A 20,655-nucleotide genomic window follows, 5' to 3' on the forward strand; every position below is an offset into this window, starting at 1 on the left:
CCTATTCGCCCGTGCCCCCGGTCAGGCCGCCGCGGGTTCCCGTCCGGCCAGGGCGGCGGGTCGCCGGTCGGAAACGGCGGCCTGCACCCGCTGCTCGAACGACTCGAGCTCGGCGACGACCGCCGGGGCGACCCAGGCCCGGTCGCGGCGGCGTCGGGTGACCGGGCGGAGCACCCCGGCGTGCACGAGGTCGGCCACGACCCGCTCGGCGCGGTCGACGGGCAGCAGCGTGTGCAGGTGCTCCTCGGTCAGGACCGGGTCGTCGGCGAGCGCGCGACCGACGACCGCGTGCGGCCCCGACGCGCAGGGACGGGCGACCCGGTCGGCGTCGTGCTCGGCGAGCATCAGGGCACTCAGCGTCGCTTCGTCGCAGACCGTCCCGATCGCGAGGGCCAGGTCGACCACGAACCCGGTGACCCGACCGTCGCGGTACTGCTCCAGGTGCCGGAAGTACCGCCGCCGATCGGCCGCGAGCGCGGTGGCCACCGGCGCTGTGACCGTCGTGGTCACCCCTCGTCGCCGCAGCACGGCCCCGATCAGTGCCCGCCCGATCCGACCGTTGCCGTCCGTGAACGGGTGGATCGACTCGAACTGCGCGTGCGCGATCGCCGCCTGGGCGATCGGGTGCAGGTCCACGCGGCGCACGAACGCGAACAGGTCGGCCATCAGCGGTGCCACGAGCTCGGGTGGTGGCGGCACGTACCGGGCGTCGCGAGGGGTGGCACCGCCGCCGATCCAGTTCTGCACGTCGCGGTACCGGCCGGCGTACCGTCCGTCGACGGGGTCATCGCGCATCAGCAGGCGGTGTGCCTCGAGCAGGGCTGCCTCGGTGACGGTGCCGAAGTCGGCGCTGGACACCAGGTGCTCGACGGAGCCGCTCGCACGGACGACCGCGGTGGCACCCGGGTTCGCCCGGATGCCGACGAGCGCCCGCGCGAGGTCGTCGATGGACGCGGACTCGTCCTCGATCCGCGACGACGCCACGGCTTCGGTCCGGCCGAGCACGGACCCGAGTGGAGCGAGCCGGGAACCGTGGTGGACGTCGAGGGCTCGCAGGGCGGTGGCGCTGCGGTCGAGCAGCGCCTCGGTGTGGGCGTCGGGGACCCACCGAGCCCGAGCGATGGACGGCGGCAGGGCGACCCGGACCGAGGTCACCAGGCGGTCGTCACGACGCCCCCGGACCGCGCTCCGCCACGGTCGCTCGGTGCTGTCGTGCGTGGGCCAGGTGTCGCTCGGGTCTGCCATCCCCTGACGCTAGGGCCGCTCGGACGCTCGACGCCAGGAATCCGTATTTCGCCGCACGACCGCACGACCGCACGACCGCACGACTGCTCGCCCGCTCGCGCCGCGTAGCGTTGGTGGCATGCGCAACTCCTTCGCGATCACCGGTGCCCACGTCGTCCCCGTCTCCGCTCCCGCCTTCGACGGCGGCGCGGTCGTCGTCGAGGACGGCCGCATCACCGCCGTCGGCCCCGACGTCACGCCGCCGGAGGGGATGCCCGTGATCGACGCCGCCGGCTCCTGGCTCGTGCCCGGGTTCGTCGAGGCGCACGGCCACGTCGGCATCCACGAGGAGGCGAACGGCGAGGCCGGCAACGACACGAACGAGATGACCGCCCCGAACACGGCCGGCGTCCGTGCCATCGACGCCATCGACATCGACGACGAGGGCTTCCGCGACGCGCTCGCCGGCGGGATCACGAGCATCGTCGTGAAGCCGGGCTCCGGCAACCCGATCGGCGGCCAGAGCGTCGCGATCAAGACCTGGGGCGGCCGCACCGTCGACGAGCAGCTCATCTCGGACGCGGTCAGCGTGAAGAGCGCCCTCGGCGAGAACCCGAAGCGCGTCTACGGCGGCAAGGGCCAGACGCCGTCCACCCGTCTCGGCGTCGCGAAGGTCATCCGTGATGCCTTCGTCGAGGCGCAGAACTACCGTGCGGCGCGGGACGCCGCCGCGGCGAAGGGGGAGCCGTTCGCGCGCGACCTGACGAAGGAGACCCTCGTCCGGGTCCTCGACGGCGAGCTCGTCTGGGACCAGCACGCCCACCGCCACGACGACATCGCGACCGCGATCCGTCTGTCCGAGGAGTTCGGCTACCGGCTCGTCGTGAACCACGGCACCGAGGCGCACAAGATCGCCGACGTGCTGGCCGCGAAGGGCATCCCCGTCATCTACGGTCCGCTCTTCACGAGTCGCTCCAAGGTCGAGCTCCGCGACCGCGGGATCCCGAACCTCGCCGCGATCGCGGCAGCCGGGGTCCGCGTCGCCATCACGACGGACGCGCCGGTCGTGCCGATCACCATGCTCGTCGACCAGGCCACCGCCGCGGTGAAGGAGGGACTGCCCGCCCAGACCGCGCTCGAGGCGCTCACCGTCAACCCGGCCGACTTCCTGGGCTTCGGGGACCGCGTCGGACGCCTCGCCGAGGGCTGGGACGCCGACCTCGTGCTCTGGGACGGCGACCCGCTCGACGCGACCAGTCGCGCGACGCGCGTCTGGATCGACGGCCGGCAGGTCTTCGAGTGGGCGGACGGCGTCGGCGTCACCACCCCGCGCTGGTAGCGGGGAAGAGCCGGGAGGCGCGGATCGCGACGTGCCCGCACGTCGCGATCCGCGCCTCCCGTCCGTGTCGCCGGGGGCGCTGGATGGTGACGTCCGGCGGACCCGGCCGGGTCAGACCTCGCGCGCCAGCAGGAAATCGTTGATGCGCGTCGTCAGCTCGGCGTCGATCGGCCGGGCGTCACCGTTCAGGGCGCGGATCGGCGCTGCCTGCCGCACGCTCGACACGAGCCAGAGCGCGTCCGCGGCCCGCAGGTCGGCGACGGTGACGAGCTCGTACGCGGTCTCGATCCCCGACTCCTCGGCGTACCGGAACACGTCGGCCTGGGTCGTGCCGTCCAGGATCCCGATGTCGGTGCGGGGCGTGACGAGCCGGTCGCCGACCCGCATGACGAGGTTCGCGCGCGTGCCCTCGAGCACGTACCCGTCGCTCGAGACGAACAGGGCGTCGTCGGCACCGCGGCGGACGGCCTCGCGCAGGGCGGCCATGTTGACCGCGTACGACAGCGTCTTCGCACCCTGCAGCAGCCACGGCGAGGTGCGCTCGACGTCGTGCCGGTACCCGCGGTCCAGGAGCACGACCGAGATGCCCTCGGTACGTGCGGCGGTGGAGTCACCGGACGGGGCGGCGTAGACCCAGCCGGTCGGGCGGTCCGTGCCCTCGACGCCGCGCGTCAGGACGGTCTTCGCGAAGGCTTCGCGGACCGGGTCGAGGCGCGCACAGACGGCCTCGATGGCCTGCCGCCAGGCCTCCGGGTCCGGTGCGGGCAGGTCGAGCAGCGCGGCGGAGCGGCCGAACCGGGCGATGTGTGCCTCGAGTGCCTGCGGACGACCGTCGATCACGGTGATGGTCTCGAACACGCCGTCACCCCGGGTGACGCCGAGGTCCTGCACCTGCACGTGCTCCTCGAGCGGCTTCGCCCACGTGAAGGCGTCGGCTCCGGGATCGTGCGGCGCAGCGTCGCGGGAGGGCTGGTTCAGGACGGCGAGCACGGTTTCGGTCATGCCCCCCATCCAACCCCACGGGCGTGCGTGTGCCCGCGGCGTCACCTCGCGTCGGGCAGGGCGCCGAGCAGCTTCCACACGGCCGGCGTGAGCTCGGGGTGCTGCAGCGCGATCCGCCGTAGCCGGTGGTACTCCTCGCCCAGGGCGGTGCCCTGACCGGACGCCGGGTGGGTCGACCACTGCGCGTGCCGCTTGCCGATCGCCTCGTCGAGGTCGACCGCATCGGCGCGCAGGATCAGCACGACCTGCTCGTCGACGGTCGGGAGCGTCGGCATGAAGTCCCACGGGTCCTCGCCCTGACGGCTCCGGTGCTCGACGAGCATCGAGATCTCCTCGGCGGCCTCGGCGCGCAGGACTTCGAGGCTGCGCCCGGTCCTGCGGGGCTCAGCCATGGTGCCCCCGCAGCCCGCCTGCCATGGGAAGAGCGTACGGCACTCCATCGGTCAGACTGGACGCGTGACCCGTCCAGACGAGAGCAAGTCCCAGCACCCCCGGGTGGTCGTCGTGTACCTGCTGCGTGACGGCGCGGACGGTCCGGAGGTCCTGCTCGGCGAGAAACGCCGTGGCCTCGGGACAGGCCGCCTGGTCGGTCCCGGCGGCAAGCGCGAGCCCGGTGAGTCGGCGGTCGAGACCGCCGTGCGCGAAGTGCGCGAAGAGGTCGGTCTGCGGATCGGGGCGGCCGACCTGGAGGCTCGTGGCACGTTGGACTACCGGTTCCCGTACCGGCCGTCCTGGTCCCAGGTGTCGGACGTCTTCGTCTGCCGCCGCTGGCAGGGGGACCCGACGGGGTCCGACGAGCTGGAGCCGCGGTGGATCCCGGTCGACGCGGTGCCCTACGACGCGATGTGGGACGACGCCCGGTACTGGCTGCCGGGGGTGCTCGACGGCGGCAGCGTGCGCGCGCGGTTCACGTTCGCCGAGGACGACGCGACGGTGGCGGGCTTCACCGGCACGGGGGTCGGCGGCTAGCGGGTCTGCTGGGTACGGGTGCTGCCGGTGCGCGCCTCTTCGGCGGCGGCCATCACGTCGGCGTCCCCGCTCCGGCCGCCAAGGGGGCGCACGAAGAAGTCGATGATCCCGAAGATGATCGCGCCGATCATCGAGAACATCGCCCAGCCGACGAACAGGCCGGCGGTGTTGCGGCCGTCGGCAGGGGCGAGCAGCACGCTCGCGGCGTAGAACCCGACCGTCAGCACGAGGAACACGACGACGACGGTGATGAGGACGCGGTGCCAGGTGATGCGCGGGTTCATGCCCCCAGGATACGCGGCGGCCGGACGTCACCGGTCCGTGCCGGTACGGATGATGCACGCGCACCCTGCGACGTTGCACGCGTCGTTCGACTGGTGCCTCGTCGGAACATGCACACGTAATGGATGCGTGTGCATCATTCGACAGTGCACGAGTCGTTCGGCTGGTGCATCGTCGGAACATGCACGCGCAGTCGGTCTGGGAGAGCGTTGCGACCGTCAGGAACGAGCTACCGGTCCGCGTGCCGCCCGTGTGACGGCTCGTCCGGTGCGTCGACGCGCGCCGCTGCGTCGGACCGGACCGGGGCCCGTGAACCGTCGGTCCGCGGGACGGGACGGGTGCGCGGTCCGGTCCCCGCGCCTCCCGGCCGTTGCGCGGGGCCGGTGCGCTCGCCGCTCCGCACCACCGCGATGCGGCCCGTCGGCGTCGCGCCCGGTTCGAGGCCGTCGCGGCCGCCCGTGAAGACGTCCCCGCCGGTGCGGTCGTCCTCCCAGTCGTCGTCGCGCAGGACGCTCAGGGTGCCGGTCTCGGTCGAGGTGAGCCCGTGCCGCTCGAGTTCGGCGTCGCGCTGCTTGCCGAGGAACTCGCGGTTGGCGGTGTTGGCGTCCTGGAACATCGTGGTGCGGCCGGTGACGATCGCCCGGATCCGTCGGCGCTCCCACCACTTCTTGCCGAAGTACATCAGCACGAGGCCGGCGAGGGCGTAGCAGGCCATCGTGATCAGGCCGCGAGCCGGTCCGGGCCCGACGCCGTAGACCTGGTGCTTGATCATGTCGACCATGCTCGAGCCGACGACGACGTTGTTGAGCCACGCGAAGGGCTCGGGCATGAACCACTTCGGGTACGCCCCGCCGGACGACGGCATCGACAGGAAGACGAAGCAGATCATCGCGGGGGCGGCGATGAACCGGCCGACGAAGTAGCTCAGGCCGTTCACCGCCAGACCGATCGCGACGATCCAGCCCCAGGCGATGAGCACGAGCTCGATCCAGTGCCCGTGGATCGCCCCGAGGACCGGGCCGGCGAGGGTGTTCGTGATCAGCGAGATGACGAGACCACCGATGACGATCACGGCCATCCGGGTGCGGTGCCGGAGCGGGCCGCCCATGATCCCGATGAACATCGCGACCATGTAGCCGCCGATGCACCACGCGAGCATGACGTACATCGCGACGGTGCCGTACTCGTCCCAGGTAGGCAGCGGCGCGAGCTCCGTGACCTTCGGACTCGCGACACCGATGCCGGCGAGCACCGCGGTGAGGGTGGCGGGTATGAGACTCGCGACCTGGAACTGGTGCGCGCTGGCCTTGAAGAACTCGTTCGCCGCGGGGTCGTACGCGACCGCCATCGACCCGCCCACCACGTCCCGCTTGGCCTGGGCCAGGGAGTCGTACGAGTGGAACACGAACTCGCCGGGCAGCGCCTGTCGCACGGCCTGCACGAACGTCGGGTCGCTGCCGACCAGCGCGATCGGGACGTCGTGCGGGTGCGGGGCGTGGAAGGCGAACACGTAGCAGAGGCAGAATCCGACGATGAAGAACAACGGCATCCAGAGCTGCAGCCCGATGAGCTGCAGCGACGGGTGCAGGGTCGAGTACCACCGGCGGTAGGCGCCGTACTGCTGCGGTGCGGGCGCGGGTGCCTGCCGTCGCGGTGCGGTCCGCTTGCTCCCCGCGACCCTGGCGCCGCGTCGGGGCTTCGTCCCACGGGCAGAGGGCCGGGCGGTGCGCGGTTTCGCTGGCGACTGCCGGGACCCGCCGGATCGCTCCGGGGTGTCGTCGTTCCTGGGGACGTCGTTCCGCGGCGTGCTCACTCGGCGCTGTGCTCCTGATCTCGATCGGAGCGCCAGGATACGCCCGGGGTGGTCAGGAGCGGCTGCGTGACGCCTGCGCCGAGTCCATCGCGAGTTCCTCGGCGTCGAGGGTCACGAGCACACGGCGCATGACCTCCTCGTCGAGGTTGCCCTTCTCGCGCTCCTCGAGCACGATCTCGCGCCGGCGGTCGAGCAGCTCGCGCCGGATGTCCTGGATCTGCGCGCCGCGGAGTCGCATCGGGGCGTTCCGCTCCTCGTCCTCCTCTTCCTCGGCGTCGCGTCGGAAGGTCTCGGCCTGCCGTTCGAGCCGGGCCTTCAGCCGGTTGACGACGGAGTCGACGGCCTCGGGCCCGTAGTGCGTCGACCAGGCGGGCCGGCGCGCGTCGAGCAGCTCGATCGCTGCCTCGATGGTCCGCTGGTTCAGGCGCATCTCGCTGCGGACGTCCTCGTCGTCCTCGGCGGGGTCCTGCACCTTGAGGGCCCGGATGACGAAGGGCAGCGTCAGACCCTGCAGCAGCAGCGTCCCGACGGTGACGAAGAACGCGATGATGAAGATCGTGTCCTGCGCCGGGATCTGGACGGGGCTGGCGACGACGGACACCGCCGCGGCCAGGGTGACCACGCCGCGCATGCCGGTCCACGAGATGACGGTGAGCTCGCGCCAGTTGAGCTTCGGTTCGGCGGTGCCGCGCATCCAGCGCAGGGACCGGTGCCCGCGGGACAGCCGCACCCGGAGTGGACGGATCCACCGCCCGTTGAAGCGGTTGCGCGCGTAGGACTCGAAGACGAACAGCGGCCGCACCAGGATCACGACCACGAGCACGACGGCCGCGGCGGTGAGGGTCTGGCCCAGGCTCCGCTCGCTCTCCACCAGGTCCTGCACGACCGTGTTGAGCTGCAGCCCGATGAGCGCGAACACGAAGCCCTCGAGGATGACGTCGATGCTCGTCCACAGCGGGCGCTCCTGCAGGCGGGTGGCGTAGCCCTCCTTCGGTGAGTTGTACCCGATGTACAGACCTGCCGTGACGACCGCGATGACGCCGGAGCCGGAGAGATCCTCGGCGAGGATGTACGCGACGAAGGGCAGCAGGATGCTCATGATCGTCTCGACCACGGGGTCGTTGATGCGCATCCGGATCCAGTGCACGAGGACGCCGAGCACGATGCCCACGACGAGGCCGACGCCGATCGCCAGTCCGAAGATCCCGAGGTCCTGCCAGATCGTCAGCGACGTGCCCGCGATGATGAGTGTGAAGACGCGCACGAGGGTCAGCGACGCGGCGTCGTTGATGAGGCTCTCGCCGGACAGCACCGTCATGACGCGCCGGGGGAGTCCGAGCTTCCGACCGATGGCGGCGGCGGACACCGCGTCCGGCGGGGCGACGATCGCGCCGAGGAGGATCGCCGCCGGCAGCGTCATGTCCGGTATGAGCAGGTACACCACCCCTCCGACCACCAGCGCCGTCACGATGACCAGGAAGATGCCGAGACGACGGATCTGCTTGATGGACCCGCGGAAGCTCTGCCACGAGACGTCGAGCGCCGCCGAGTAGAGCAGCGGCGGCAGGATGACCGTGAGGATCACCTCGGAGTCGATCTCCATCGGGGGCAGTCCGGGCAGGAACGACGCCGCCAGCGCGACCGCCGTGACGAGCAGGGGCGCGGGGAGGCCCTTCGCCCGCGCGAACCCGGTCACCGCGAGTGATCCGATCAGCAGGATGAGGAGCTCAGCGGTGTCCATGGGACGCATTCTCCCATCGGCATGATCGCGGTCTTGAACGAGTGTGAAGCTGCGGTGAACAACAGGTTGCCGATCAGGTTTGCTCCAGCGGCCGACGCCTGGGACACTTGCCCGCGGTGGACATCACACTCATAGTCGTCCTGGTCATCGCGTTGGCCCTCTTCTTCGACTTCACAAACGGTTTTCACGACACCGCCAACGCGATGGCGACCCCGATCGCGACCGGCGCCATGAAGCCCAAGGTGGCGGTCACCGTCGCCGCGGTGCTCAACCTGGTCGGGGCGTTCCTCAGCACCGCCGTGGCGACGTCGATCTCGCACGGGCTGATCAACGAGGGCCCCGGCGGCGTCGCGATCAGTCCGGAGATGATCTTCGCGGGCCTGATCGGCGCGGTCGTCTGGAACATGATCACGTGGCTGCGTGGCCTGCCATCGTCGTCGTCCCACGCCCTGTTCGGCGGGCTCATCGGTGCCGCGATCGTCGGCGCCGGGTTCCAGTCCGTCAACTACGTCGCGCTGCTGACCGTCGTCATCATCCCGGCGTTCGCCTCGCCCGTGATCGCCGCGCTCGTGTCGTTCCTGTCGACGCGCATCGCCTACCGGATCACGAAGCGGCCCGTGTTCCCGAACGAGCGCGGCGGCTTCCGCATCGGGCAGGTCTTCACCAGCTCGATGGTGTCGCTGGCGCACGGCACGAACGACGCGCAGAAGACGATGGGCGTCATCACGCTGACCCTCATCGCCTCGGGCGCGCAGCCGTCGAGCCAGGGCGTGCAGTTCTGGGTCGTCGTGGCCTGCGCCCTGGCGATCGCGCTCGGCACCTACACCGGCGGCTGGCGCATCATCCGGACGCTCGGTTCCGGCATCACCGAGATCCGTGCGACGCAGGGGTTCGCCGCCGAGGCCTCGACCGCGGCGACGATCCTGGCCTCGAGCCACCTCGGGTTCGCACTGTCCACGACCCAGGTCTCCTCGGGCTCGATCATCGGTGCCGGGCTCGGTCGCCGCGGCTCGAAGATCCAGTGGTCGACCGCCGGCAAGATCGTCATCGCCTGGTTCATCACCCTGCCCGCAGCCGCCGCGGTGGGTGCCGTCGCCTCGGGCATCGCGCGCTTCGGCATCGGTGGGCTCGTGATCGACGTCGTCGTCGGTGCCGCCGTGATCCTCGGCCTGTACCTGTGGTCGCTCCGGAAGCCGCACGAGCAGGCCGCGGCGATCGAGGTCGACGTCGCCGCCAACGCCGTCCTCACCCGGAAGGAGCTGCGCGACATGCAGCGCAAGAAGCGCGCGGACGCGGTCGCACAGCGCCGCGCCGAGCTGAGCCGCGAACGCACCCTCCGTCGCATGGCGGCCCGCAAGGGAGGCCGTCGCTGATGGGGATCGACTGGTTCGCATTCCTCACCGTGGCGCTGGTCGCCGTGGTCTCGTCGTGCTTCGTCGTCGCCGTGTACTCGGTCGGCCTCCGGCTGTGGAGCGCCGCCGACACCCGTGCCGGCAAGTTCGCCGTGAAGGACGACGGCACGATCGGCCCGGCCACGGCCGGCTTCCCGAACCCGGCCGGCGCCTCGGCCGCCACCCGTGGACTCCGCGCGCTCGCGATCGCCTGCTTCGTCGTCTGCGGCGCCGTCGTGCTCTACGGCATCTACCTGATCGTCCCGCAGTTCCACTGACGCCCTCGCTCGGCGCGCGTTCGTTCGCGTTCCGTTCGCGCAACTGGTGCGTCCAGTGAGCAGAAGATGTCGGGTCGGGACCTGCGACCGGACGTCTACTGCTCACTCGTTTCGCGTTCGCGGCGTGACCGCGGCGCGGCCTGGAGGCCCGTGGCGGCCTGGCGCCGGGCCTCCAGGCCGTCGCGGGGCGAGCGGGCGGAATGCCGACGTGCGTTGCGGAGGCCAACACGGCCTCCCGCCCGCTCGCGCTGGCGGCGCGTTCGGTGAGCAGAAGCGGTCGGGTCGCGGTCTGTGACCCGACCCGTCCTGCTCAGAAGTGCGAGCGTGAGCGGCCGGGCGTGCGCCAGGGCATACGTGCGTGAGCGCGCGGCGTGAGCGGGCGAAACACCCGCGTCCGCAGCCGCGGGCACCCTGCCATTTCGCCCGCTCGCGTTCGCGGCGCGCCACTGCCCGCCCCGGAGGCGCGTGGCGGCCTGGCGCCGGGCCTCCAGGCCGTCGCGGGGCGAGCGGGCGGAATGCCGGGCTGCGTTGCCGAGGCGACCGCGGCATTCCGCCCGCTCGCGCAGGCGGGCAGCGGGCAGGCAGGCCGCCGCTCCCGCCCGCCCCGGCGCGGTTCCGGACCGGCTGGACGGACCGGACTAGCCTCGACGCGTGACCGGCAACGAGGAGGCACCTGTGACGACGACGCGGACCGAGAGCGACTCGCTGGGATCACGGGAGGTCCCGAACGACGCGTACTGGGGCATCAACACCCTGCGGGCACTGGAGAACTTCCCGATCACGTCCGTGCCGATCGCCGTGTACCCGGACCTCATCGAGGCGCTCGTCACCGTGAAGCAGGCCGCCGCCCGCGCGAACCGTGCCATCGGCGTCCTCGACGACGAGCGCGCCGACGCGATCGACCGTGCGGCGCAGGAGGTCCGTGACGGCGCCCTCCGCGAGCAGTTCGTCGTCGACGTCGTGCAGGGCGGCGCGGGGACGAGCACGAACATGAACACCAACGAGGTCCTGGCGAACCGGGCCCTCGAGCTCCTCGGGCGTGAGCGCGGCGACTACGCGTACCTGCACCCGATCGACCACGTGAACCGCAGCCAGTCGACGAACGACACGTACCCGACGAGCATCAAGATCGCGATGATCTTCGGGGTCCGTCGATTGATCGACCAGCTTGAGCAGCTCTCCGCGGCGTTCGCCGAGCGGGGCCGTGCGTTCGCCGACGTGCTGAAGGTCGGTCGGACGCAGCTGCAGGACGCCGTGCCGATGACCCTCGGGCAGGAGTTCACCGGGTTCTCGCACACCATCCAGGAGGACGCGGACCTGCTCCGCAAGGTCATGCCGCTGCTGGCCGAGATGAACCTCGGTGCGACGGCCATCGGCACGGGCATCACCGCCGACCCGCTGTACCGAGACGAGGTCCGCCGTCAGCTGCAGGACGCCAGCGGCATCGACGTCGTCACCGCACCCGACCTGATCGAGGCGACGAGCGACGCCGGGTCGTTCATGACGCTCTCCGGCACGGTGAAGCGCAGCGCGGCGAAGCTCTCGAAGATCTGCAACGACCTGCGGCTGCTGTCGTCCGGCCCGCAGGCCGGTCTCGGCGAGATCACCCTGCCGCCGCGGCAGGCGGGCTCGTCGATCATGCCGGGGAAGGTCAACCCGGTGATCCCCGAGGTCGTGAACCAGATCGCCTACGCGGTCGCCGGGGCGGACACCACGGTGACGATGGCGGCCGAGAGCGGACAGCTGCAGCTCAACGCCTTCGAGCCGATCATCGCGCACTCGATCCTGCAGTCACTGCAGTGGATGTCCCGCGGCTGCGCGACCCTGCGCGAGCACTGCGTGATCGGCATCGAGGCGAACGAGGCGAAGCTCGCCGCCCAGGTCGACACCAACGTCGGGGTCGTGACCGCACTGACGCCGTACATCGGCTACGCGGCGGCGGCGTCGATCGCGCACACGGCGCTGACGACCTCGACGCCGATCTCGACGCTCGTCGTGGCCGCGGGTCTGATGGACGAGGACCAGGTGATGCGGGTGCTGAGCCCGGCGCGTCTGTCGGGCATCGAGCTCGCGACCGGCGCCATCCCGATCGTCACCGAGGAGATGCTCGACGCCGAAGCACGCAAGCGCTGACGCCAGCACGTCAGCACGTCAGCACGTCAGCTGACGCGGGCGCGCGTCAGGGCAGGGGCCGCTCGCCGACCCGAACCTGCTGCGCCATCGCACGCAGGTGCTCCTCCGCCGGTGTCGGCTCGGCGGCCTCGTCCTCGGCGACCCGCGCGGCCTCGGCCCGGACGTACTGCGCCGCCGCGATGTCGGCGTCCCGCCACCGGGCGAGGGTGAAGTTCCGGGTGACGTCGCGGAGCGGGAGCCGGATCGACTCGTCCGCCTCGATGCCCGCCAGGAGCTGCCGCATCCGGATGACCTCGGAGTCGAGCTCCCCGCCGACGACGAGCACGAAGTTGGAGATGTACAGGTAGACGAGCAGCAGGATCGCCCCACCGAGCCACCCGTACGCGCGGTTCCCGCCGCCGAGGGTCTCGACGTAGAGCGCGAAACCCAGCGTCGCGATCGCCCACGTGACGATGGCGAACCCCGCGCCGGCCGACACCCACCGCAGTTGCGGCGTCTTCACGTTCGGGGTCGCGTAGTACAGCACCGCCACCATCACCACGAGGTCGGCCGCGAGCACCGGCCACTTCACCACGTTCCAGACGTCGTCGATCCACGGCGCCCAGCCGAGCTGCCGGATGATCGCCTCTGAGATCGTCGGGGTGCCGAGCAGGATCACGATGGCCACGGCTCCGCCGACCATCACGAGCAGCGTGACGAGGAGCATCATGCTGCGGAACTTCCAGATGCGCCGACCCTCCTCGACCTCGTAGGCGGTGTTCATCGCCCGCCCGAACGCCGTCGCGTAGCCCGACAGCGACCAGAGCGTCAGCACGACGCCGATCGAGAACCCGAGCCACGGGTTGTCCAGGGTGAGCAGCTGCCGGAGGGGGCTCTCCAGGTGCGCGGCGGTCTCCGGACGGACGATGAAGCCGAGCACCTCGACGATGTCCGACACGCTGTCGCCCCGCCGGTCGACGATCGACAGCGCGGACACGACGGCCAGCGCGGTCGGGAACACCGTCAGCAGGGCGAAGAACGTCAGCGACGCGGCCGCGTCGACGACGCGGTGCCGGATCACCGAGTGGTAGGTGCGTCGGACGACGGCGCGGACTCCTGTCCGCTGGAGGTCGCGCGAGGCGCTGTCCGGCATGTGTCGTACGGTACCGGACCGGTGACGTCACGCCGTGCCGTGGAGGCACCGTGATGTGGCCTGGAGGCGCGGGGCGGGCCCGCCCCGCGCCTCCGGGCCGATGGTGGTCGCGTCCACCCCGTCAGAGCGACACGATCCCGCGACGATCCGCCGTCCGCGTCGCCGAAGCGACAGACGTCCGCGGAAGGTTCGCGCAGATCTGTCGCTTTCACGGAAGGAGGTGGTCCGGAGCGGCGGCCGCGCCCGTCAGTCGGCGTGGGGGTGCAGGGCGTCGTACCGGCGGAACGAGGGGACCATCCGGAGGAGCAGCGCGACGAGGCCGATGATCAGCACGCCGCCGATGACGGGCGGGTACGCGATCCCCGCGGCGACGACGAGGCCCGCGTAGAGGTCGCCGAGTCGCGGGCCGCCGGTGACCACGACGATGAAGATGCCCTGCAGTCGTCCCCGCATGCCGTCCGGCGATGCCGCCTGCAGGATCGTGTTCCGGAACACCGAGCTGACGTTGTCCGCACCTCCGGCCATCGCCAGGAACAGCGCGGCGAGCCCGAGCGCTGGGAGGATCTCGACGCCGAACGCCTCGCCCGAGCGCCCGCCGAGCAGGTGCGCCAGCGCGATGACCACACCGAACGCCGCGATCGCCCCGCCGTACGCGGTGATGGCCCAGCCGACGGCCTCACCCTGGCGTCGGACGTGCCCGAGCGGCCCGGAGAAGACACTCGACAGCAGCGCACCGATCGCGTACGCGGCGGTGAGCGTGCCGACGGTGATCGACCCGCCGCCGATGACGAGTGCGCCGATCGCGGGGAACAGCACGCGCGGCTGCCCGAACGTCATCGCGACGATGTCGAGCACGAACGTCATGGTGATGTTGCGCGACCTCCGCAGGAACCGTGCGCCCTCGATGAGCGAGCCGAGCCCGGGCCGGAGCGCGTCGCGGTCGGCGGCCATCCGCGGCAGGGTGAACACCCCGAGGAACGCGAACGTGAACAGGACGACGTCGATCGTGTACGTCGGGGCGAACCCGACCGTCGCGATCAACACACCCGCGATCGCCGGACCGACGGTGACCTGGAACCCCGAGGCGATCCCGCCCAGGGCGCTCGCCGCGGGGAGCAGGTCCGTGCCGACGAGTCGGGGGACGATCGCGGAGCGCGAGGCGTTGCTGACGGTCGCCGCCACGGCGTTCACGGTGGCCAGGACGTAGAGCAGCAGGACGCTGTGCAGGTCGAGCCAGGCGTGGGTGGCGATCAGGGCGACCGCGACCCAGGCGATGATCGACGAGATGAGCGCGACGAGGCGCCGGTCGAACGCGTCGGCGAGCATCCCGCCGTACAGTCCGGCGACGATCATCGGCACGAGTGCGATGACGCCCACGAGCGCCACGGCGAAGGTGGAGCGGGTGATCTCGTACACCTCGAGCCCCACGGCGACGGTGGTCATCTGGGTCCCGATGCCGGCGATGGCGGTGCCGGCCCAGAGCCGGGCGAAGGCGGGGGAGCGGCGGAGCGGGGTGAGGTCGGCGAGCAGGCGGCGGCGGGGCGGTGCGGGAGTGGATCGTGTCACGGTGGAACCATTCTGCGGGCTGCACGGTCTGTGCGTCTGCCCCGCTCGGCCTCTGGTTGACTGATCCGCATGACTGACCTCAACAGCAAGCCCGAGTTCGACGCCCCCGAGGGCCCCGCCCCGACCGAGCTCGTCGTCACCGACATCGTCGAGGGTTCCGGCGAGGAAGCGTCCGCCGGGTCGACCGTCAAGGTCCACTACGCCGGCGTCGAGTACGAGACCGGCGACGAGTTCGACAGCTCGTGGAACCGTGGCGAGCCCATCGACTTCCCGCTCGCGGCGCTCGTGCGCGGCTGGCAGGAGGGCATCCCCGGCATGAAGGTCGGCGGACGCCGCAAGCTCGTCGTCCCGCCGGAGCTCGCCTACGGTCCCGCCGGCGGTGGGCACTTCCTGTCCGGCAAGACCCTGATCTTCGTGATCGACCTGCTCGGGGTCCGCTGATGCAGGTCGGTGCCCCGACGATCGAGCTGAACGACGGCCACCGGTTCCCGGAGCTCGGCCTCGGCACCTACGGCCTGAACGGTGACGAGGGTGCGGCCGCGGTCGGTACCGCGATCACCAGCGGCTACCGACTGCTCGACACGGCGCTGAACTACGGCAACGAGGACGCTGTCGGCAAGGCCGTGCACGAGTCCGAGGTGGCGCGCGAGGACCTCGTCGTCACGTCGAAGCTCCCCGGTCGGCACCACGGCTACGACGAGGCGCACCGGTCGATCGACGAGACCCTCGGCAACCTGGGGCTCGACCACGTCGACCTGTACCTGATCCACTGGCCGAACCCGTCGGTGGGCAAGTTCGTCGACACCTGGAAGGCGTTCGTCGACCTCCGAGACAGCGGCAAGGTCCGCTCGATCGGCGTCTCGAACTTCACGCCGGAGCACCTCCGCCGCATCGTCGACGCCACCGGGGTCGCCCCCGCCGTCAACCAGGTCGAGCTGCACCCGTACTTCCCGCAGGCAGAGCTGCGGAAGGTGCACCAGGAGCTCGGCATCGTGACCGAGAGCTGGAGCCCGCTGGCGAAGCGGTCGGAGCTGCTCACCGAGCAGCCGATCGCCGACGCCGCCGCGGCGCACGGCGTGACCCCTGGCCAGGTCGTGCTGCGCTGGCACGTCCAGCTCGGTGCCGTGCCGGTGCCGAAGTCGGGCGACGCGGCCCGTCAGCAGGAGAACCTCGACGTGTTCGGCTTCGAGCTGACCGACGACGAGGTCCGGGCGATCTCGGGTCTCGAGCGCGGCCGCCTCTGGGACGGCGACCCGGACACGCACGAAGAGATGTGACCCGTCGCGACCCTTCGGGGACTGCGGGGCTCCCGGTGGGCAGTACACTGGTTCCCCCTCTTCCCGAAGGGTTGCGTGTGTCCGAACCGACCGAGATCGACCGTGAACGCGGCTACGTCGACAGCCTCTTCAGCCGACTCGACGAGCTGACCACCGAAGCCGAACAGCGCCTCGCCGAGACCCGCCGACAGGCCGTCGGCGGCAACCACCAGAGTCGCAGCGAGCGCGACGCCTACGCCCGGCTCTACGAGGACACCATCGCGACGCTCGAGCGCGTGGGGGACCGGCTGGTCTTCGGCCGGCTCGAGGTGGCCGAGCCCGAGAGCCCCGACGACACCTTCCGCTACATCGGCCGGGTGGGGCTCCGCGACGCCGAGCACCGCCCGCTGCTGCTCGACTGGCGCGTCCCCGGTGCCAGCGCGTTCTACCAGGCCACGGCCGCGCACCCGATGGGCATGCGCTCCCGTCGGCACCTGTCGCTGCAGGGACGCCGGGTCGTCGGCGTCGAGGACGAGGTCTTCGACGCCTCGCTCTACGACGACGAGCGCACGCACCTGCAGGGCGAGGGCGCACTGCTCGCCGCGGTGACCGCCGAGCGCACCGGTCGGATGACCGACATCGTCGCGACGATCCAGGGCGAGCAGGACCGGATCATCCGTTCCCCGCTCGAGGGCGTGCTCATCGTGCAGGGTGGCCCCGGCACCGGCAAGACCGCCGTGGCGCTGCACCGCGCCGCGTACCTGCTCTACTCGTACCGCGAGCGACTGCGGGGGTCCGGCGTGCTCATGGTCGGTCCGTCGCCGGCGTTCCTGACCTACATCGAGCAGGTGCTCCCGTCGCTCGGCGAGACCGGTGTCGTGATGGCATCGCTCGGCTCGCTCTACCCGGGGGTGCACGCGACGACGCACGACGGTCGTGACGCCGCCGCCGTCAAGGGTTCGGCGCAGATGGCGTCGCTCCTGCGCCGGGCCGTGCGCTCCCGCCAGGTCGTGCCGACCGAGTCGGTCACGCTCGACGTCGAGGGGGAGCGGCTCGTGGTGCCGCCGCAGCTCGTCGCCGACGCGATGAAGCGCGCGCAGGACCGCGGCAAGCCGCACAACGCCGCCCGCGTCACGTTCAACAAGATCGCCCTCGACGCGATGACCCGGCTGCTCGCCGAGCAGCTGCGTGAGCGCGGCACCACGGTGGACGAGGCTGACGAGAAGGTCCTGCGCGAGGACATCCGGAGCTCGTACGACGCCCGGGTGCTGCTCAACACCGCCTGGCTGCCGCTGCCGCCGGAGAAGTTCCTCGAGGACCTCTACGCCCGCCCGAACTGGCTCGCCTCGCTGACCCCCGACTGGACCCCGGAGCGCCGCGCGCTGCTGCAGCGCGCCCGCGGTGGGACCTGGACCGTCGAGGACGTCCCCCTGCTCGACGAGGCCGCCGAACTGCTCGGCCCGTTCGACCCGACCGGTGGCGCCGCCAAGCGTGCCGCGAAGGCCAGCCGCAACCGCGACATCGAGAACGCCCGCCAGGCGATCGAGAACATGGGCGTCGAGGGCATCGTCACCGCCGAGCAGGTCGCCGGTTCGTTCGCCGAGGGTGGCGACCCGCGCTCCACCGCCGAGCGCGCTGCCGAGGACCGCGAGTGGACCTACGGGCACATCGTGGTCGACGAGGCGCAGGAGCTCTCGCCGATGCAGTGGCGCGTGCTCGCCCGCCGCAACCCGCTGCGGTCGTTCACGATCGTCGGCGACATGGCGCAGGGTTCCTCCCCCGGGGCCGCACGGACCTGGGACGACGTCATCGGCGCCCTCGCCCGCCGTCGTCGTGGGCGCGCGCCACAGGTGCCGCTCGACCACCGCATCGAGCAGCTCACGGTGAACTACCGCACCCCGCGCTCCATCGTCGAGGCCGCCGGGGCCTTCGCTGACAGCGCCGGACTCACGGTCACCCGCAACGAGGCCGTGCGCGACGGCGACCCCGTCGAGCGTGTCCGCGTCGCCCGGGCCGACCTGCTCGACACCGTCGTGGCGGTCGCCGACACCGAGCGGGCCCGGATCGGGTCCGGCACCATCGGCGTCATCGTCCCCGAGTCCGAGGTCGACACCGTCCGGCAGCGACTCGCCCGCACCGAGGCGGACGTCCGGGGGCTCGCCTCGCCGACCGTCGGGTCGCTCACGGTGCTGACGGGTGCGGACGCCAAGGGCCTGGAGTTCGACGGCGTGCTGCTCGTCGACCCGGACGGCGTGGGCGCCGACGCCGCCCGTGCCGCCGCCGCGGTCTACGTGGCGATGACGCGCCCGACCCGTCGTCTGACGGTCATCGACGTCGACTGAGGCGGACGGGAGGCCCGTGGCGGGCCCGCCACGGGCCTCCCGTCGGTCGCCGGTCGCGCCCCCGGACGCCGGTCACGCTCAGTCGCGCTTGCGGTGCTCGACCAGCGCGAGCGCGTACGACTCCCACCACTCCCCGGCCGCAGGGCCGCCGTTGCAGGTGCCGTCGCTCAGACCCGGGGTCTTCACCCAGAGCAGCGCGTCGAGCCGGGTCGTGCCGCCCGTGACGTGCGGTTCCTGCCCGAGTCCAGCTCCCTCGGGGTTGCACCAGGTGCCGCGCCAGCCCTGCCCGTTGCGGGACACGTCGACGACGAAGTGCGGGTCGCCGCCGATCGCGTCGGCGAGCTCGTCGGCGTAGGCGCGCTCCTGGTCGACCCGGTAGAAGTTCGACACGTTCGTGAAGAAGCCCTGCACTTCGTCGACACCGGCCTGCCGCAGCCGGTCAGCCATCGTCGTGACCGGCACTCGGTTCTCGTTGCCGCCGTCCAGGTAGATCGTCAGGCCGTGGCCGGTCAGCTCGTCGACGGCCTTCCGGAGCAGGGGCAGCCGCGAGTCCCGCAGTCGCTCGCAGTTCTGGATCTGGGCGATCGCGTCCGGCTCGACGAGCACGACGGCGTGCGTGCCGGCCATGGCGCGGACCGCGGACCGGACCCACGGCAGGTAGGCGTCGTCCTCGGTGCCGCCCTCGGAGTAGCTGCCGCAGTCGCGGTCCGGCACGTTGTAGAGCACGAAGACCGGGGTGGCGCCGCTCTCCTCGGCGGTGTGCATGACCGAGCGGATCGTGGCGCGGGTCTCGGCACGCGAGGTGTTCGTGAGCCACGTCGCGATCGGCTGGTCGGCGATGACGGCGATCCGGTCGGCGGTGACGTCCTCGCCGGCCGCCCGTGCCTCGCGTTCACGGATGCCGGCCTGGTTGACGGCGGTCGGCTGCCGCGCGAGGCCGCCGGGGAACGCCTCGGCCGCTGACCTCCGTTCGGTCACGGTCCGCCCGCTCGGGGTGCCGCCACCGTCCGGCGGGCCGCTGTTCCACGGGGCGACGACCGCCAGGGTCGTGACGACCGCGGCGACGACGGCCGCGGTGGCGATCCATCCCCACTGCCGCAAGCCGCCCGTGCGGTTGCTGCGCGGTCTGCGGGGTCCCTCGTGCTCCGGCATCCGGCGGTCCTCCCTGGTCTGACCGTGCTGTGTCGGTGGTGCGGGCGGCTGACGTGCCCGGACCCATGCTGGCAGGTGCGGCCGACTGCTGACCAGCAACGTCGGGCGATCGTGCAGGCTGGACGCCGGTTCCTGTCAGGAGCGCTCCAGCGGCCGTGCAGGCCGGTGCAGCACACTGTTCGGATGTTCCGTCGACTCCTCCTCCTCGCCGTGACCGCGGCGTACGCCTGGGTGATCTGGCGGATGACGCTCACCCCGCAGGTGTTCACCTCGGCTCAGAACTCCCTCGTGCTGCACGCGATCGCGTGGGTCCAGCAGCTGCCGCACGGCACCTGGTTCACGTACGAACGCACCGAGTTCCTCGCCAACATCGCGATGTTCGTGCCCGTCGGGATGCTCGCCGCGCTGTGGTTGCCCCGCCGCTGGTGGATCCTCGGCGCCCTGGTCGCGGTGGTGCTGTCCACCGGCATCGAGTTCGCCCAGGCGACCTACCTGCCGTACCGCGTCGCCGACCCCCGCGACGTCCTGTCGAACGGCCTCGGCGGCCTGCTCGGCGCCACGCTCGTCGGCCTCGTCCGCAGCCTGCTGCCCGCACCGCGGCGCCGTCGTCTGCGGGCCAGGACCGCATAGATCTCTGGTAGTCTTGCGCGGTTGCCGTCGAACGGCCGCGGACAAAGAGCGCCCGTGCATCAGGCACGGGCACCGCGCAACGGACAGAAAGGGGATCTACCTATGGCACTTGACGCGAAGATCAAGCAGGAGATCATCGAAGAGTACGCGACCCACCCGGGCGACACCGGATCCCCCGAGGTCCAGGTCGCCGTTCTGACGCGTCGTATCAACGACCTGAACGAGCACCTCAAGGAGCACAAGCACGACCACCACTCGCGTCGTGGTCTGCTGCTCATGGTCGGTCAGCGTCGCCGTCTCCTCGGTTACCTCTCCGACATCGACATCGCCCGCTACCGCACGCTCATCGAGCGCCTCGGCCTGCGCCGCTAGTCGATCGAACACGCTTGATCGAACGCCCCGGTC

General features: G+C 71.5%; 19 protein-coding genes. 10 read left to right on the forward strand and 9 right to left on the reverse strand.

Annotation, left to right across the window (positions count from 1 at the left end; all coding sequences use genetic code 11):
• Window positions 1-21: 21 nt before the first annotated feature.
• A complete protein-coding gene (locus ITJ56_RS09605) occupies window positions 22-1,245 on the reverse strand; it encodes a Fic family protein (protein WP_194630117.1) in 1,224 nt (407 codons plus the stop codon).
• 118 nt (window positions 1,246-1,363) lie between these two features.
• Between ITJ56_RS09605 and ITJ56_RS09610 the strand changes: the two genes are divergently transcribed.
• Window positions 1,364-2,563 (forward strand): amidohydrolase, encoded by a 1,200-nt coding sequence (locus ITJ56_RS09610; RefSeq protein ID WP_194630119.1) that lies wholly within the window; start codon window positions 1,364-1,366, stop codon window positions 2,561-2,563.
• 111 nt (window positions 2,564-2,674) lie between these two features.
• Here the strand turns inward: ITJ56_RS09610 and ITJ56_RS09615 are convergent, their stop codons facing one another.
• Window positions 2,675-3,565 carry an aminodeoxychorismate lyase gene (locus ITJ56_RS09615; protein WP_194630121.1) on the reverse strand — a complete coding sequence of 297 codons (891 nt, stop codon included), beginning with the start codon at window positions 3,563-3,565 and terminating at the stop codon, window positions 2,675-2,677.
• 41 nt (window positions 3,566-3,606) lie between these two features.
• Entirely contained in the window at window positions 3,607-3,957 is a 351-nt protein-coding gene (locus ITJ56_RS09620; RefSeq protein WP_194630123.1) for a tryptophan synthase subunit alpha, read from the reverse strand.
• 64 nt (window positions 3,958-4,021) lie between these two features.
• Here ITJ56_RS09620 and ITJ56_RS09625 point away from each other — a divergent pair, with 64 nt between their 5' ends.
• Window positions 4,022-4,534 (forward strand): 8-oxo-dGTP diphosphatase, encoded by a 513-nt coding sequence (locus tag ITJ56_RS09625; RefSeq protein ID WP_194630125.1) that lies wholly within the window; start codon window positions 4,022-4,024, stop codon window positions 4,532-4,534.
• Here ITJ56_RS09625 and ITJ56_RS09630 read toward each other — a convergent pair.
• The 3 genes from ITJ56_RS09630 to ITJ56_RS09640 form a co-directional block, all read right to left on the reverse strand.
• Window positions 4,531-4,818 carry a hypothetical protein gene (locus tag ITJ56_RS09630; RefSeq protein WP_194630127.1) on the reverse strand — a complete coding sequence of 96 codons (288 nt, stop codon included), beginning with the start codon at window positions 4,816-4,818 and terminating at the stop codon, window positions 4,531-4,533. The genes ITJ56_RS09625 and ITJ56_RS09630 overlap by 4 nt on opposite strands.
• Window positions 4,819-5,045: 227 nt before the next feature.
• On the reverse strand, window positions 5,046-6,629 hold the full coding sequence (locus tag ITJ56_RS09635; protein WP_194630129.1) for an ABC transporter permease: 1,584 nt from the start codon (window positions 6,627-6,629) through the stop codon (window positions 5,046-5,048).
• Between the two features lie 52 nt (window positions 6,630-6,681).
• Window positions 6,682-8,370 (reverse strand): cation:proton antiporter, encoded by a 1,689-nt coding sequence (locus tag ITJ56_RS09640; protein WP_194630131.1) that lies wholly within the window; start codon window positions 8,368-8,370, stop codon window positions 6,682-6,684.
• 116 nt (window positions 8,371-8,486) lie between these two features.
• Between ITJ56_RS09640 and ITJ56_RS09645 the strand changes: the two genes are divergently transcribed.
• The 3 genes from ITJ56_RS09645 (at window position 8,487) to ITJ56_RS09655 (ending at window position 12,172) form a co-directional block, all read left to right on the forward strand.
• A complete protein-coding gene (locus ITJ56_RS09645; protein WP_194630133.1) occupies window positions 8,487-9,743 on the forward strand; it encodes an inorganic phosphate transporter in 1,257 nt (418 codons plus the stop codon).
• Window positions 9,743-10,039, forward strand: coding sequence for a hypothetical protein (locus tag ITJ56_RS09650; RefSeq protein ID WP_194630135.1), 297 nt, complete (start codon window positions 9,743-9,745; stop codon window positions 10,037-10,039). Before ITJ56_RS09645 ends, ITJ56_RS09650 begins: the two co-directional genes overlap by 1 nt.
• Before the next feature lie 651 nt (window positions 10,040-10,690).
• Window positions 10,691-12,172, forward strand: coding sequence for an aspartate ammonia-lyase (locus ITJ56_RS09655; protein ID WP_194630137.1), 1,482 nt, complete (start codon window positions 10,691-10,693; stop codon window positions 12,170-12,172).
• A gap of 46 nt (window positions 12,173-12,218) precedes the next feature.
• Here ITJ56_RS09655 and ITJ56_RS09660 read toward each other — a convergent pair whose 3' ends face one another.
• Entirely contained in the window at window positions 12,219-13,304 is a 1,086-nt protein-coding gene (locus tag ITJ56_RS09660) for a YihY/virulence factor BrkB family protein (RefSeq protein ID WP_194630139.1), read from the reverse strand.
• Between the two features lie 246 nt (window positions 13,305-13,550).
• Window positions 13,551-14,870, reverse strand: coding sequence for an MFS transporter (locus ITJ56_RS09665; protein ID WP_194630141.1), 1,320 nt, complete (start codon window positions 14,868-14,870; stop codon window positions 13,551-13,553).
• Between the two features lie 69 nt (window positions 14,871-14,939).
• Here ITJ56_RS09665 and ITJ56_RS09670 point away from each other — a divergent pair, with 69 nt between their 5' ends.
• The 3 genes from ITJ56_RS09670 (at window position 14,940) to ITJ56_RS09680 (ending at window position 18,468) form a co-directional block, all read left to right on the forward strand.
• Complete coding sequence (locus ITJ56_RS09670; RefSeq protein ID WP_194630143.1) at window positions 14,940-15,311, forward strand: FKBP-type peptidyl-prolyl cis-trans isomerase; 372 nt, start codon at window positions 14,940-14,942, stop codon at window positions 15,309-15,311.
• On the forward strand, window positions 15,311-16,147 hold the full coding sequence (locus tag ITJ56_RS09675; protein WP_194630145.1) for an aldo/keto reductase: 837 nt from the start codon (window positions 15,311-15,313) through the stop codon (window positions 16,145-16,147). The genes ITJ56_RS09670 and ITJ56_RS09675 overlap by 1 nt, the downstream gene beginning before the upstream one ends.
• Before the next feature lie 77 nt (window positions 16,148-16,224).
• Window positions 16,225-18,468 carry a HelD family protein gene (locus tag ITJ56_RS09680; protein ID WP_323749772.1) on the forward strand — a complete coding sequence of 748 codons (2,244 nt, stop codon included), beginning with the start codon at window positions 16,225-16,227 and terminating at the stop codon, window positions 18,466-18,468.
• 78 nt (window positions 18,469-18,546) lie between these two features.
• Here ITJ56_RS09680 and ITJ56_RS09685 read toward each other — a convergent pair whose 3' ends face one another.
• Complete coding sequence (locus ITJ56_RS09685; RefSeq protein WP_194630149.1) at window positions 18,547-19,620, reverse strand: glycoside hydrolase family 6 protein; 1,074 nt, start codon at window positions 19,618-19,620, stop codon at window positions 18,547-18,549.
• Between the two features lie 183 nt (window positions 19,621-19,803).
• Here ITJ56_RS09685 and ITJ56_RS09690 point away from each other — a divergent pair, with 183 nt between their 5' ends.
• Both ITJ56_RS09690 and rpsO read left to right on the forward strand, forming a co-directional pair.
• Entirely contained in the window at window positions 19,804-20,250 is a 447-nt protein-coding gene (locus ITJ56_RS09690) for a VanZ family protein (RefSeq protein ID WP_194630151.1), read from the forward strand.
• Between the two features lie 102 nt (window positions 20,251-20,352).
• Window positions 20,353-20,622 (forward strand): 30S ribosomal protein S15, encoded by a 270-nt coding sequence (rpsO, locus tag ITJ56_RS09695; RefSeq protein WP_194630160.1) that lies wholly within the window; start codon window positions 20,353-20,355, stop codon window positions 20,620-20,622.
• Window positions 20,623-20,655 lie beyond the last annotated feature (33 nt).

It is taken from the genome of Curtobacterium sp. VKM Ac-1376, assembly GCF_015351025.1.
Classification (GTDB): domain Bacteria; phylum Actinomycetota; class Actinomycetes; order Actinomycetales; family Microbacteriaceae; genus Curtobacterium.

Excerpts from the sequence above, each read along its gene's own strand:
- ITJ56_RS09605 (WP_194630117.1), bottom strand. The coding sequence starts at position 1,245 with ATGGCAGACCCGAGCGACACCTGGCCCACGCACGACAGCACCGAGCGA.
- ITJ56_RS09610 (WP_194630119.1), top strand. The coding sequence starts at position 1,364 with ATGCGCAACTCCTTCGCGATCACCGGTGCCCACGTCGTCCCCGTCTCC.
- ITJ56_RS09615 (WP_194630121.1), bottom strand. The coding sequence starts at position 3,565 with ATGACCGAAACCGTGCTCGCCGTCCTGAACCAGCCCTCCCGCGACGCT.
- ITJ56_RS09620 (WP_194630123.1), bottom strand. The coding sequence starts at position 3,957 with ATGGCTGAGCCCCGCAGGACCGGGCGCAGCCTCGAAGTCCTGCGCGCC.
- ITJ56_RS09630 (WP_194630127.1), bottom strand. The coding sequence starts at position 4,818 with ATGAACCCGCGCATCACCTGGCACCGCGTCCTCATCACCGTCGTCGTC.
- ITJ56_RS09640 (WP_194630131.1), bottom strand. The coding sequence starts at position 8,370 with ATGGACACCGCTGAGCTCCTCATCCTGCTGATCGGATCACTCGCGGTG.
- ITJ56_RS09650 (WP_194630135.1), top strand. The coding sequence starts at position 9,743 with ATGGGGATCGACTGGTTCGCATTCCTCACCGTGGCGCTGGTCGCCGTG.
- ITJ56_RS09660 (WP_194630139.1), bottom strand. The coding sequence starts at position 13,304 with ATGCCGGACAGCGCCTCGCGCGACCTCCAGCGGACAGGAGTCCGCGCC.
- ITJ56_RS09670 (WP_194630143.1), top strand. The coding sequence starts at position 14,940 with ATGACTGACCTCAACAGCAAGCCCGAGTTCGACGCCCCCGAGGGCCCC.
- ITJ56_RS09675 (WP_194630145.1), top strand. The coding sequence starts at position 15,311 with ATGCAGGTCGGTGCCCCGACGATCGAGCTGAACGACGGCCACCGGTTC.
- ITJ56_RS09685 (WP_194630149.1), bottom strand. The coding sequence starts at position 19,620 with ATGCCGGAGCACGAGGGACCCCGCAGACCGCGCAGCAACCGCACGGGC.
- ITJ56_RS09690 (WP_194630151.1), top strand. The coding sequence starts at position 19,804 with ATGTTCCGTCGACTCCTCCTCCTCGCCGTGACCGCGGCGTACGCCTGG.
- rpsO (WP_194630160.1), top strand. The coding sequence starts at position 20,353 with ATGGCACTTGACGCGAAGATCAAGCAGGAGATCATCGAAGAGTACGCG.